This is a genomic window from Streptomonospora salina (assembly GCF_014204715.1).
GTDB classification, from domain to species: Bacteria; Actinomycetota; Actinomycetes; order Streptosporangiales; family Streptosporangiaceae; genus Streptomonospora; species Streptomonospora salina.
In genome coordinates this window covers 2,351,676-2,364,793 of sequence record NZ_JACHLY010000001.1, presented here as the reverse complement: position 1 = coordinate 2,364,793, position 13,118 = coordinate 2,351,676, and the positions used below count along the sequence as shown (strand labels likewise).

General features: G+C 71.4%; 12 protein-coding genes. 7 read left to right on the top strand and 5 right to left on the bottom strand.

All coding sequences use genetic code 11. The features are described 5' to 3' along the window. Positions 1–94: 94 nt before the first annotated feature. From HNR25_RS10745 to HNR25_RS10735, 3 genes are all read left to right on the top strand, one after another. Complete coding sequence (locus HNR25_RS10745) at positions 95–1,432, top strand: quaternary amine ABC transporter ATP-binding protein (protein ID WP_312862475.1); 1,338 nt, start codon at positions 95–97, stop codon at positions 1,430–1,432. Continuing rightward, the gene (locus tag HNR25_RS10740) at positions 1,429–2,670 is read left to right on the top strand and encodes an ABC transporter permease (protein WP_184634629.1); all 1,242 of its coding nucleotides are present in this window, start codon (positions 1,429–1,431) and stop codon (positions 2,668–2,670) included. Before HNR25_RS10745 ends, HNR25_RS10740 begins: the two co-directional genes overlap by 4 nt. Positions 2,671–2,743: 73 nt before the next feature. Then, positions 2,744–3,694, top strand: a complete 951-nt coding sequence (locus HNR25_RS10735) for a glycine betaine ABC transporter substrate-binding protein (protein ID WP_312862474.1) — start codon at positions 2,744–2,746, stop codon at positions 3,692–3,694. A gap of 105 nt (positions 3,695–3,799) precedes the next feature. On the opposite strand, the gene HNR25_RS10730 is transcribed toward HNR25_RS10735, so the two are convergent. After that, entirely contained in the window at positions 3,800–4,318 is a 519-nt protein-coding gene (locus HNR25_RS10730; RefSeq protein WP_312862473.1) for a hypothetical protein, read from the bottom strand. Between the two features lie 283 nt (positions 4,319–4,601). Further along, entirely contained in the window at positions 4,602–5,552 is a 951-nt protein-coding gene (locus tag HNR25_RS10725) for an alpha/beta hydrolase family protein (RefSeq protein WP_184634627.1), read from the bottom strand. A gap of 442 nt (positions 5,553–5,994) precedes the next feature. On the opposite strand from HNR25_RS10725, the gene HNR25_RS10720 reads away from it, so the two are divergent. After that, positions 5,995–6,828 (top strand): SAM-dependent methyltransferase, encoded by an 834-nt coding sequence (locus HNR25_RS10720; protein ID WP_184634625.1) that lies wholly within the window; start codon positions 5,995–5,997, stop codon positions 6,826–6,828. 16 nt (positions 6,829–6,844) lie between these two features. Here HNR25_RS10720 and HNR25_RS10715 read toward each other — a convergent pair whose 3' ends face one another. From HNR25_RS10715 to HNR25_RS10705, 3 genes are all read right to left on the bottom strand, one after another. Continuing rightward, positions 6,845–7,693 carry a pentapeptide repeat-containing protein gene (locus HNR25_RS10715; protein WP_246463593.1) on the bottom strand — a complete coding sequence of 283 codons (849 nt, stop codon included), beginning with the start codon at positions 7,691–7,693 and terminating at the stop codon, positions 6,845–6,847. A gap of 137 nt (positions 7,694–7,830) precedes the next feature. Continuing rightward, positions 7,831–8,007: a DUF397 domain-containing protein gene (locus HNR25_RS10710; protein ID WP_312862472.1), complete on the bottom strand. Its 177-nt coding sequence runs from the start codon at positions 8,005–8,007 to the stop codon at positions 7,831–7,833. Positions 8,008–8,011: 4 nt separating this feature from the next. Then, on the bottom strand, positions 8,012–8,827 hold the full coding sequence (locus HNR25_RS10705) for a helix-turn-helix domain-containing protein (RefSeq protein ID WP_184634619.1): 816 nt from the start codon (positions 8,825–8,827) through the stop codon (positions 8,012–8,014). A gap of 215 nt (positions 8,828–9,042) precedes the next feature. Between HNR25_RS10705 and HNR25_RS10700 the strand changes: the two genes are divergently transcribed. From HNR25_RS10700 to HNR25_RS10690, 3 genes are all read left to right on the top strand, one after another. Further along, entirely contained in the window at positions 9,043–9,684 is a 642-nt protein-coding gene (locus HNR25_RS10700) for a hypothetical protein (protein ID WP_184634617.1), read from the top strand. 1,412 nt (positions 9,685–11,096) lie between these two features. Then, the gene (locus tag HNR25_RS10695; protein WP_184634615.1) at positions 11,097–11,738 is read left to right on the top strand and encodes a hypothetical protein; all 642 of its coding nucleotides are present in this window, start codon (positions 11,097–11,099) and stop codon (positions 11,736–11,738) included. An 84-nt stretch (positions 11,739–11,822) separates the two neighbouring features. Next, the gene (locus HNR25_RS10690; RefSeq protein WP_184634613.1) at positions 11,823–12,878 is read left to right on the top strand and encodes a maleylacetate reductase; all 1,056 of its coding nucleotides are present in this window, start codon (positions 11,823–11,825) and stop codon (positions 12,876–12,878) included. Positions 12,879–13,118: the final 240 nt, after the last annotated feature.

The following is a 13,118-nucleotide window of genomic DNA, read 5'->3' as shown; positions in this document are numbered from 1 at the left end:
ACGTGACGACCGCGCGCAACGCCGACGTGCGGACGTTTGCCCCAAGGGCGGTCCGCTCTTCCGCGTGCTCCGGAACAGACCCGAAGAGGAGACCGTGCCAGCAGTACGCGCAGACAAGCTCTACAAGATATTCGGCAGGCGTCCGTCCAAGGCCGTCGAACTGCTGGCGGACGGCCGGCACCGTGACGAGATCGCGTCGCTGGGCGTCACCGCCGCGGTCATCGACGTCTCCTTCGAGGTGCAGCCGGGCGAGATCTTCGTCGTCATGGGCCTGTCGGGATCGGGCAAGTCCACGCTGATCCGGATGCTCAACGGCCTGCTGCCCCACACGTCGGGATCCGTCGAGATCGAGGGCACCGACATCACCAAGCTTGGCAAGTCCGATCTGCGGAAGCTGCGCAGCGAGAAAGTCAGCATGGTCTTCCAGCACTTCGCGCTGTTCCCGCACCGCAGTGTGCTGGACAACGCGTCCTACGGGCTGGAGGTCCGCGGCGTTGCCCGTGACCAGCGCGACGCCAAGGCGCGCGAAGCGCTGGCGATGGTGGGCCTGGACGGTTTGGAGCACAAGGTCCCCGGCCAGCTCTCCGGCGGCATGCAGCAACGTGTCGGTCTGGCGCGCGCCCTGGCCGCCGACACCGACATCATCCTGATGGACGAGGCCTTCAGCGCGCTGGACCCGCTGATCCGCCGCGACATGCAGACCCAGCTGCTGGAGCTGCAGGCGTCGCTGGGCAAGACGATCATCTTCATCACCCACGACCTCAACGAGGCCATGCGCCTGGGGCACCGCATCTGCGTGCTGCGCGACGGCCGCGTCGCCCAGATCGGCACCGCCGAAGAGATCCTCAACGACCCGGCCAACGACTACGTCGCCAACTTCGTCGAGGACGTCGACCGCACCCGCGTGCTCACCGCCTCCTCGGTGATGGAGGCACCCATCCCGGTGGTCGACCCCGGCCAGGGACCGCGCGCCGCGCTGCGGACCATGCGCGACAGCCAGACGCAGTCGGCCTTCGTGGTGCGCGCCGACCGCACGCTCGTCGGCGGCGTGAACGAGACCGCGGTCGGCGAGGCCGTGCGCGACAACGTCAAGAAACTCGACGGGCTCGTCGACACCCTTGAGCGGGTGCACCCCGACACCCCGGTCGCCGACATGTTCGGCCAAGCCGCCGAGAGCACCTATCCGCTGGCCGTGGTCGACGGCGACGAGCGCCTCGTCGGCGTCATCCCGCGGGGGACGCTGCTCGCCGCGCTGGCCACCCCCAACGGCGACGACAGCCACGCGGGCACGGACGCGTCGGAGAGCGACACCGCCGTGTCGGGAACGGCCGACGGAACCGTCGGCGACGGCCGCGAGCCGCACGGCGATGCGGAGGAGCCCCAGACCGATCCGGGCGGCGACGCCCCGGCCACTGAAGGGAGCCGGCAGTGAGCCCCGTTTCCTACGCCGTGCCCGTGCCGCGCATCCCCGTCGGCGACACGTTCGACAGCGCCATCGAGTGGCTGCGGATCAACTTCGAGGCCTTCTTCGACTTCGTCGGCCTGCTCATCGATCTCTGCGTCGACAACCTCTACAGCCTTTTCGCCGAGACCTCGGCCACCCAGTTCACCCTGGTCGCCGCCGTGGTGGTGGCCGTCGGGCTGCTGGCGCGCAAGCACTACGCCCCCACCTTGATCGCGGCGGCGGTATGGGCCGGGTTCTACGTCGCCGAATTGTCGGCGGGCCTGGCGGCGACCGTGATCGGCGCGCTGCCCGCCCCGCTGTTCCTGTGGGCCATGAACCTGTTCGGGTCCAGCTACGTCTACCCACCGCTGGTCCTGGCGCTGCTGCTGTTCGCAGCACTGGTGGCCTTCAGCTTCACCGTCACCCGCGAGCGCGGCCAGCAGATCATCGCCGCCGCAGCGGCCGCGACGCTGCTCGCGGTGTTGGCCCTGCACTTCATCGCGGGCGTGCAGCTCTCGCTCATCGTCGGCGCCCTGCTGGCGGCCCTGGCCTACTTCATCGCCGGCTGGGGCGTCGCGGTGTTCAGCGTGCTCGGCTTCCTGCTCATCATCAGCATGGACAGCTGGAGCAACGCGATGAGCAGCCTGTCGCTGATCCTCGTGGCGACCCTGGTCGCCGTGGTGGTCTCGGTGCCCATCGGCGTGCTGGCGGCCCAGAGCGGCAAGGTCAGCACCGCGATCAAGCCGGTGCTGGACTTCATGCAGACCCTGCCCGCGTTCGTCTATCTGCTGCCGGCGATCGCGTTCTTCAGTATCGGCACCGTGCCCGGCGTGATCGCCACCGTCATCTTCGCGATGCCTCCCGGCGTGCGACTGACCGAGCTGGGTATCCGGCAGGTGGACAAGGAGCTGGTCGAAGCCGGCGAGGCGTTCGGCGCCCCGGACTTCCAGATCCTGCGCCGCATCCAGATCCCGCTCGCGCTGGCCACGATCATGGCCGGCATCAACCAGATCATCATGCTGAGCCTGTCCATGGTCGTCATCGCCGGCATGGTCGGCGCCGGCGGTCTGGGCAACGACGTCTACACCGGCATCGCCCAAGGCAACGTGCCGGTGGGCTTCGAGGGCGGTATCTCCGTGGTCATCCTGGCCATCTTCCTGGACCGGCTGACCGGGGCGGTCACCCGCTTTTCCCCCGCGGCACGCGCCCAGCGCGCGGCCGCATAAGCCCCGCTCCGCCTCGCCGCGCTCCGCGTCGGCGGGGCTCCGCAAAATCACCCGCACACAATGAGGAGGAACCGTGAGCGAGCGAAAGCGTTCCACGAAGCTGTTCGGACTCGGCGCCGCAGCGTTGTCGCTGACCCTGATGGCCAGCGCCTGCGGCGGCGGCGGTGGCGAGGACGTCTCCACCGGCCCCGAGGAGGACGAGGGGGCCAGCAAGGACATCACCATCGGCCTCATCCCGTGGGAAGAGGACATCGCCGTCACCAACCTCTGGAAGGTGATCCTGGAGGAGAAGGGGTACAACGTCACGATCGAGAACGTCGACGTGGCCCCGGTCTTCGAGGGCACTGCCAACGGTGACATCGACATGTTCCTCGACACCTGGCTGCCGAGCACCCACGGCGACTACTGGGACGAGTACGGCGAGGACCTTGAGGACCTCGGCGCCTGGAACGAGGGCGCGAGCCTGGAGCTGACGGTTCCCTCCTACATGGAGGACGTCAATTCCATCGAGGACCTCCAGGGCAACGCCGACACCTTCGGTGGCGAGATCATCGGCATCGAGTCCGGCTCGGGTCTGGTGCAGACCACCGAGGAGGAGGCGATGCCGACCTACGAGCTCGAGGAGAACTACGAGCTGGTCAAGTCCTCCACCCCGGCGATGCTGGAGGAGCTCGAGACCGCCATCGCGGACGAGGAGCCGATCGTCGTCACCCTGTGGCGTCCGCACATCGTCTACGCCCAGCAGGACCTCAAGGACCTGGAGGACCCCGAGGGCGCGATGGGCGAGCCGGAGTCCCTGCACTCCGTGGGCCGCCCCGGCTTCGGTGATGACTTCCCGGACCTCACCAAGTGGATGGGCAACTTCGAGCTGAGCCAGGAGCAGATCGGCGACCTGGAGCAGACCGTCATCGCCGACCACGAGGGCGAAGAGGCGGAAGGCGCTCGTGTCTGGCTGTCGGAGAACCAGGACTTCGTCGAGCAGGCCCTGGGCGAGGACGCCGAAGGCGTGGACTTCAGCTCCTGAAGCCCGATCCGCGGAAACCGCGCCCCTGCGGGCGCGGCGGACCGTGAACACGAGCGGGCCGTGTCCTTCTGGGCACGGCCCGCCGTGCTGTCCGGGGCGGGCGCCTCAGCGCCCCGACGTCAGGGAGCGGTCGCGCGGGGGAATGCCCGCGGTGGACATGAACGCGTCGACCTTGGCGGGCGACGTCAGGCCCGTCAGCGGCAGATACGGGCGGTTGGCGCGGCGCCCCCGCACCGACGGGAAGTGGCGCGGCCGGCCGGCGACGTCGCACAGTCCCAGAGAGCGGGTGCGCCCGGGCAGCACGTAGTAGGAGCCGACGTCGGCGGAGGGGATACGCACGATGTAGCGGCCTCGGGTGTAGCGGAACTCGCCGTCTTCGACCTCCAGCACGGGCACCCGCAGCCGGATGCCGTCGACCAGCAGGACGATCCCGGCCAGCAGCGCCGCTGCGCCCAGCGCCGCCGCGCTCCAGGCCAGTGGCCCTTCCGGCAGTACCGGCAGGTCGAAAAGCCCGGACAGTCCGGCTGCGGCGGTGCACGCGCCGACCGGGACCAGGACCGAACCGCTCCACGACTCCGCCCGTTTGCGGCCCATCGGGCAGGTCAACCGAACCTTCTCGGACACGGGAGCGCCTCTCTCAGTGAGCATGGGAATGTGGCAAAGGGGACGCGGCAATCGGAACCATATCGGTTAACCGGTGGCCGCAACGGCGGTTTGCGGCGATCGGCGGGGCCGTTTTCCCATCTTCCCGAAAGATGCCGGTGAGAGCCGGATCGCGGCGGTCGCGCGGTCCGCACACACCGACGGCGGCCGCGCGCGGCGGCCGCCGTGGTGCTGTATCCGGTTGTCCCGGCGCCCGCTCCCGGCTCACCGGGCGGGACGGGCGCCGTCATTCAGGCCGGGCGGGTTACCAGCCGCCGTTGCCGCCGCCGGAGCAGTGGGTCTCACGGGAGTCCGAGAGGTCCGCGCCCAGGCCGCCGGCCTCCGGGGCCGGGCAGAGGAACTGCGCGTAGCGCTGGTCCTCGTCGACGTACAGCTTCAGCCACGAGATGCTGTACTTGGCGATGGTCGTGTTCGACATGTTCGGCGCGAAGTGCGACGCGCCGTCCAGCTCCAGGTACGCCTTTCCGGGCGAGCTGGGCAGGCTCTCGTAGAACGGGATGGAGTGCGTGCTCACCCGGGCGACGGAGTCGTCTTCGGCACCGACGATCATGGTCGGCACGTCGACACTGCCCCAAGTCTTGTCGACGTTCCAGGGAGCCAGCGGGATGGCCGCCTTCAGCTCGGGCCGGTCATCGGCGATCTCCAGCGTGCCGCCGCCGCCCATGGAGTGGCCCATGGCCGCCATCCGGCTGCCGTCGACGATGTCTTCGACGTCGCTGTCGTCGGCCAGGTAGTCCAGGGCGTCGCCGATCTGGCGCCCCCGGCTGCCGGGCTGGTCGTAGCGGGTGTTGGTGTCGATGGTGAACACCACGAAGCCCTGCGAGGCCAGCCGCGTGCCCAGCCACGACATGGAGGTGGAGCTGGCGGTGTAGCCGGGGGCGACGACGACGCCGCCGTAGGTCCGGCTGTCGTCCTCGGGGTAGTAGATCGTTCCGCCGCCGAACCCGCTCACCAGCGAGGAGACGTCCTCCTCGTCGGTGTCGAACGGGCCGGTACGCGCCTCGATGCTGTCCTCAGACGGGTCGGGGCCGATCTCCTCGGCGTGTGCCGGCGCGGCGACGGCGGCGGTGCCGCTGACGGCCAGGGTGAGGGCGGCGGCGATCCGACCGAAGGTCCGCAGGGACCCTCGGTCCGCGGGTGCGGTCTCGGACGCGGTGGTCGCCTCCGGTCGCTCGGTGGCGTGCTTTGCGAACATGGGGAATGCTTCCTTTGCCTCGGGATGGGGCAGCGCTGCTCGGCTCGCACGGGGGTCCGCGCGCGCTACCGGCCGATCCGGTTCTACGGGGCGAGGACCAGTGGCGCGGAGGCGGGCGGGATCGGGAACGGGGGAACGGGGCCGCCCGGTCGCGTCCACTGTCCACTGTCTATTGGGGGATGTTCGGATGCCCGCGTGAGCCGATGCTGAGCGCGGGCACTTCGCCACTATCCGCAATCACGGCTGCACGGGATATCCGTTGATTCACCAGTGTCCGCGTCGTTGCACGTGAGCCGGGTGAAACTGACCGCGTGTTCCGGCGGGTCCGTCCGCGCCGTGGTCGGCCAGGCGGCCCGACGATGCGCAAAGCCGTCACAAGAGGGCATCATGGGCGGCGACCGGCATCCGGAACAAGCCGGGCGGAACGGACTACGGAGGATCCATGGCTGACGACGATTCCGCGGCGCCCGCCGCCCGCGACACGGCCGCCGATGCGGGGCTGGACACGTCGGTTCCGCATTCGGCCCGCGTGTGGAACTACTGGCTGGGCGGAAACGACAACTACGCCGCCGACCGCGAAGCGGGCGACCGGTTCCTCGACGTCTTCCCCGGCATGGCGCAAGGTGCGCGCGCCTCGCGCGCGTTCCTCGCCCGAACCGTCGGCTACCTGGCGGGCGAGGCCGGGATCCGCCAGTTCCTCGACGTCGGCACGGGCCTGCCCACCGTCGACAACACCCACGAGGTCGCCCAGGCGGTCGCACCCGACGCCCGTATCGTCTACGTCGACAACGATCCCCTGGTGCTCCTGCACGCCCGAGCCCTGCTCACCAGCAGCCCCGAAGGCGCCACGTCCTACGTCGACGCCGATCTGCGCGACCCCGACCGGATCCTGAGCGAAGCCGCCCGCACCCTGGACTTCTCCCAGCCGATCGGGCTCATGCTCATGGGAATCCTCGGCCACATCGCCGACTACGACGAAGCGCGCTCGATCGTGCGCCGCCTGGTCGAAGCGCTGCCCCCCGGCAGCTACCTGACCGTCAACGACGGCACGAACGTCTTCAGCGACGCCAACGCCGAGGCCCACCGCGAGTACAACGAGAACAGCGGCGGCGCGCCCTACATCCAGCGCAGCCCCGAGGAACTCGGCGCGTTCTTCGACGGACTCGAACCGGTCGATCCCGGCCTGGTGAGCGTCACCCGCTGGCGACCCGACCCCAGCCCGTTCGGCGAGCCGCCCGAGGTGGACGGCTTCGGCGCTGTGGGGCGCAAGCCGTAGCGGCGGGGGTGGCCGGTCACCAGTGGTCCGGGCGTTCCAGCGCCTGCGGCAGCCGGGTGGCGGCGTCGCCCCGGGCCGCGTTGGCCTGGGGCTGGGTCAGAAACAGCGCGCCGCTGAGGTCGGCGCCGCCGACCCGGGCGTCGCGCAGGTCGGCGCCGATCACATCGGCCCGGCGCAGGTCGGCGCCGCGCAGGTCCGCGGCGATGAGCAGGGCGCCCCGCAGGTCCGCCGCGCGCAGGTCGGCCTTGCGCAGCTTCGCCCCCACCAGGTCCGCTCCGGCCCGGTCCGGCCCCGTTCCGGGCGCGTCTTCGCGCGCGAGCGCACTGGCCCGCCGCAGCAGCGGCCGGGCGCGCTCCCGAAGCCCGTCCGGGTCGGATTCGCCCAGCTCGGCCGCGCCGGACCGGGTCAGCAGCGCGGTCTCCTCCTGCACGGCGCGCAGTTCGGCGTCGACCGGTTCGGACGTGGGCAGCGAGCGGGCCTCGTCGAGATACCACAGCAGTTCGTGCAACTGCCGCATCACACCGAAGGCGTCGAAGATCGAGCGCGCCGAACCGGGGTCGGCACGCCAGGAGCGCCCCGCGAAGGTCACCTGGGAGATCTGCTGGCCCGCACCGAAGCAGTCGAACACGGTGCAGCCGCGGAAGCCCTCGTCGCGCAGCCGGGAGTGGATGGTGCAGCCGTAGTCCTCGCCCAGGTTGGAGCACGCCTGCCCGGCCGGCTTGTCCACCGGGAAGTCCGCCGACGCCGAGAACGGCAGTGCCGCGCAGCACAACCCGAAGCACGACGAGCAGTCGGCGCGCAGTTCGGCGCGCGCCGGCGGGTGCACAGCCGCGTTCGGGCCGGCCTCCGGCGGGGTGTCTGCCAACGGGTCTCCTCGCGGGAATCGGGGACGGCTACGTGGTCGGGTCGGTGACGAAGCGGACGCTCTCCTCCAGGCCAGGGCCGCCTGCGGCAGGACGGAGGGGCCCGGCATCCGCTGGGCCCCATCGTGTACTCGCTCGGCTAGAGCCGACCGTCCTTCACGTCGGCGAGGAAGGCGGACCACTCAGTCGTCGGAATCGCCAGGAAGCCCGCTTCGCGGTCCTTGGTGTCGCGGACCCTGACCTGCTCGGGCGAGTCAGCGACTTCTACGCAGTCACCGCCATGGGATCCGCTGTAGCTGGACTTTCTCCAGTTCACGGGCTCATGCATACAAATCTCCTCGCGCTTTCCGGACCAGATCGGTCGAAGCGGCCAGCGGCAGGGCCTCGGCCTGCAACGCGCCGAAGAGCATATGGCACTCCTCGACCTTGTCGGCATCGTGGACAGGTTCACCACCGGTGACATGCTCGGCGTAGACGGCGGCCGGACGGTCTCTGAAGGTCATGATGCGGAAGGCACCGTCGAAGCCGGGCTTGAGTCGTGACTCGTCCGGGATGACCTGAAGCTGTACGAGTTGCGATTCCACAAGCTCCAGTACATAGCCCAACTGCTCGAACGTGATCTCAGGGCCGCCGACAGTGCGCCGGACCACGTCCTCGTCTACGACAGCCCAGAGCAGGGGGCGCTCGCTCTTCGAGAGGACCTCACGGCGCTTCACGCGTGAAGTGACCAGGCGATCTACATCGGCCTTTGGATACCAGGGACGTCCGGTCTGCACGACGGCGCGTGCGTAGTCTTCGGTTTGGAGCAAGCCGGGGAAGACCGACATATGGAACATCTTGATTCCTGTGGCCTCTTGCTCCAGCAGCACGATGTCGGAGAACCAGTCCGGGACCCCGCTGTAGTTCTGCAGCGAGCTCCAGCGTTGGGCTAGTGCAGCGTTGGTGTTGAGGGCATCGTCGATTCGGGCGATGTGTTCCACTCTGGTGGATTTTTCGCCGCGTTCAAGACCACTGATCATCGTCTGGGACAAGAGTGCTGCCGACGCTAGCTCCTTCTGAGACATCCCAGTTTGTTCGCGATACTGGCGCATCTCATTGCCGAACCTGCGTCGTGCAGACCCCGAGGGAACCACCATGACACCACTTAATACCACCTGACTACCTGCGGTTACCACCTATATCCGAGAATCATGCGGCATCAGTGTTCCCCCTATCCGAGACGTCCGGGTGCTGAGAGGTTTTAGCGAACCGGCGCGGGACCGAACGGCGCCGTGCAATGAAACGGCCCCGGCTCGTGTAGACGCACGATCCGGGGCCTTGATCCCCGACCTGACGGACCAGGTGGAGACCCATGGATAACCCTATCGGCCCGGTTGGCACCCGAACGCCTCATTCGCCCCAGCCGCGCACCTCCCGCCCCCGCCCCTACATCCCCCACCCCGCATCCCCGCCCGACTACGGGCGCTTCTGCGAGGTCCACACCCGCCACCGGCCCCTGTGGAGGCTCACCTACGCCCCCGACCGGAGGGCGCCCTACCGGGCGCACCACCGCGTCCTCGACGGCGTCACGCTCGCCGCCACCGGCCTCGACGCGCTGGACTTCGCGCTCGCGCAGTTCCCCGCGCCGCCGCGCCCGCGCCCCTACCTCGCCGCCGCGGACCCCACCGCCGCCGGCGACCGGTCGGTGCCCGCATCGACCGGCGCCGCCGACGACGGTCCCGCCGACAACGCCGCCGCCCGCGTGCTCGACCAGGTCGAAGCCCACTGCCTCCACCAGTTGGCCGACGACCTCGCCGCCAGCACACACGAGCACACCTACTGGACCTCCGCCGTACGCGACGCCTCCCTGGAGATCCTGGAGCGCATCGCCGCCCTGCTCGGCGACACCTGCGGCGCGTGCTGCCTGCGCCCCGCCGCGCACGACGGCCCGCACCTGGACGCCTCCGGCGCCGCCTGGGACGACAGCGACAACGGCGAGGAGGCCGCCCGATGACCACGGCCACCGCCACCCACGCGCCCCGCACCACGCGGCCGCCCCGCCAGAGGGTCGCCGTGCACCCCGCCGCCCGGCGGCTGCACCGCATCTTCCCCGGCGCCACCGTCTGGCACGGTACCCATACCGGAAGCTGGTGGGCCATGCTGCCGAACCACCCGCACCTGCTGGAGGCGGCCACGCCCGAGGAACTCGAACAGCTCCTCGCCGCGCTCCTCCTCGGCCACCCGCGGCCCGCACCCAGGCGGCCCGTGCGCGCGCCTGCGCCCGCGTCGGCACCTACGCCGGCCCCCGCGTCTGCGCCTACCCCCGTGCCCGCACGCGCGGCGGGCGCTGCCGCCGCCCACCGGCCCCCGATCCCGAAGGCGGGCGCCGCACCCCCGGCCGGAGGGCGCGGAAGGGCTGCGCCCCCGCCGCCGCACGCCTACTGGCGACCCGTGCGCGGCCCGGCGCCGACACCGCCGGCGGCGCCGAACCCGGCTCCCGCCGAGCCGCCCGTGGATCCGGCCGCCCGGTTATAGCGCCGAACACGCCGAACACGCCGAACACGCCGGGCTCGCCACTACAGCTGTCCGGTCCGGCCGTTGCCGGAGGGTGCCCGGCCGCCGAGCCCCGCCCTCCGGACTCGGCCGCCGTCGCCGAGCGGCCACCACGGCGGCGGCGACACCTCCGGCCGCCAGTGCGCCCGCGGGCGGCCGTCCCGCTCCTGCCTTCACCTCGCTTCCCGACCCGTCGCATACGGACCGCGGGCGCAGGCAGCGGTGCGATCTCGCGCTCGAAGCAGTCCGGGAGCGGCTCGCCCGCGGCGAAGAGTCCGGCCAGCTCGCCGACGGCCGCGGCGATCGCGTCGCCGTCGTCGATCCGCGAGGCGCCGCACGCCCGGCCGTTCTCGAGGGGTTCCTGCTGTAGGGCTGGGGCGGGGATCCCGCTGAAGGGTGCGGCGTACGCTCGGCGGCAAGCCGGCTCGCTCGCGGGGCGAGCTGCGCCCCATTGCCGCAGCTATTGTGGTGGCCCGCACCGGGGGGGTCTCGAGGGGTTCCTGGGGGAGCCGCTCGGCACCCCTCTTACCACGCCGCGGCGTGCTCCCCCGCACCGAAGCCGCGCGGCAGCTCCAGCTGTCCGGCGTCGGTGACGGTCCCCGCGGGCGCCGAATCCGGGGCGACCGGTGTCTGCGAGCCGTGCCGACACCGTCGTGCAGAGCGCCGCAAGCGGAGCGGAACGACGCGGGGACCTGAGTCGTTCCAAGGTCCCACCGGCGACCGTATGCAGGGAATCCGTACGGAAGTCGGGAAGGGATCGCGACCTTTTCGAAAGGTGCCGTTGCTATGGTGACGGCCGGTTGCCCGGACACGGTGCGCGTCGCCGCGCACCCGCATCCCCCCACCGGACGCCGCGACGGATTGGATCCCCCAGTGAAGAGGCTTTCGTCGGACTCCCGGTCCATCCCGCCCCCGCAACCCCGAATCGGAACCGGGGACGTCGCCCAGCCGGACTCGGGCGCCCCTCCGGACGGCGGCCCGGAACCCGTCGTTCCCGAGAACGTCGGCGGCGTCGCCCGCGAGCACCGCCTCGGCGCCCCCGTCAGCGTGCACGCCCACGCCGACGTCGACCACCGGCGCGCGGCGGTCTACGTGCTCGCGGCCGGTGCGACCGCTGCCGCGGTGCTGCTGGTCGCCGAGTCCTCGGCCGCCTCCACGTACTCCGAGCTGCCCCGGATCTCCCGGGTGGTGCTGCTGCTGCCGGTCCTGCCCGCCGCGCTGTGGATGGCCGCGATGCTGCGCGGACGCCGGGGCGTCTACCTGTTCGAGCGCGGACTCGTCGTGCGCGAAGGGCGGCGGCTGCGGGCGGTGCCGCTGGTCGAGGTCGCCGCGCTGAAGCACATGCCCGGCGACAGCCGCGAAGGCGACCTCAAGCTGTGGGTCCGCACCGGGCGCCCCGTCGTGATCCCGGGCCTGTACACCCCCGGTTCGGACCGCCTGTTCACCGTGCTCTGCCGCTACGCCGACCGGCACGGGCTGCCCACCAAGCGCCCCAAGCCCGCACGGCTCCGGTGATCGTGCAGCTACCGTCGTGGTGAGCGTCCGCGGACGACGGACGGCAGCTGACCGATCGATGCCACTCGGTGGTGGGGGAGAACCATGGCTGACAGCGCGCCCGACGGTGTGACCGTGCACGAAACCCTTCCCTGCCGGGTGCTCGCCGGGATCGGTGCGCGCCACCGGATCCCGGACGAGGCCGAGCGGCTGGGCGCCCGGCGGGTGCTGCTGGTGGCCGCCCCCTCGGCCGCGTCGGCCGGAGACGAGCTCGCGGCGGCCCTGGGCCCCGGTCTGGCGGCCCGGTTCGACGGTCCCGTGGTGCACACCCCGGTGGAGGTGACCGGCGAGGCCATGGGGGTGGTCGAGCGGGCGGGCGCCGACAGCGTGGTCGCCGTCGGCGGCGGTTCGGCGATCGGGCTGGCCAAGGCGGTCTCGGCGCGGACCGGTCTGCCGCAGATCGCCGTGCCCACGACCTATGCCGGGTCGGAGGCCACCCCCACCCTCGGGGAGACCGAGAACGGGGTGAAGACCACGCGGCGCGACCCGGCGCTGGCCCCCGGCACGGTCGTCTACGACGCCGAACTCACCCGCACCATGCCGCGCGGGCTGACGCTGACCAGCGCGTTGAACGCCTTGGCGCACGCGGTCGAGGCGCTGTGGGCCGGCGACGCCACGGCCGCCACCGACGGGCTCGCATCGGAGTCCGTCGAGGGGATCCTCGCGACCCTGCCGACGGTGCTGGACGATCCCGGAGCCGTCGACCCTCGCGGCCGCCTCCAGCCGGCGGCGTGGCTCGCCGGCCTGTGCCTGGCCCAGACGTCGATGGGGCTGCACCACCAACTGGCCCACGTCCTCGGCGGAACGTTCGACCTGCCCCACGCCGAACTGCACGCCCTGCTGCTGCCGCACGTGATGGCGTTCAACCTGCCTTCGGCGCCGCACGCGGCCGGGCGGCTGGAGCGCATCGCCGGGGGCGATCCGGTCGCCGCGGTCTCCGACCTGGCCCGCAGCCACACGGGCCCCACCACGCTTCGCGAGCTGGGCGTTCCCCGCGACGGGCTGCGCGGCGTCGCCGAGCGGGTCGCCGCCAAGCCCTACCCCAACCCGCGCGAGGCGGACGCCGACGCGCTCACCGGGCTGCTGCGCCGGGCCTGGTAGCCATTCGGACCGCTTCGCTCCGCTGAAGCCGCGCGGGCGGCGCCCCGGGTCAGCGGTCGCCGTGGGCGACGTCGAGGACCACCGTGCGCGTCCCCTCCTGCTCGTCCGTCCGGGTGAAGACGCGGAACGGAAGCTTCTCCCGCGCGCTGTGGGATTCAGTAGGGCCCGACGCTTACCGGGGGCGTCGGGCCCGGCGGTGCTGAAGGAACCCCTCGAGGACCATTCGGAGTCGGTGACCCC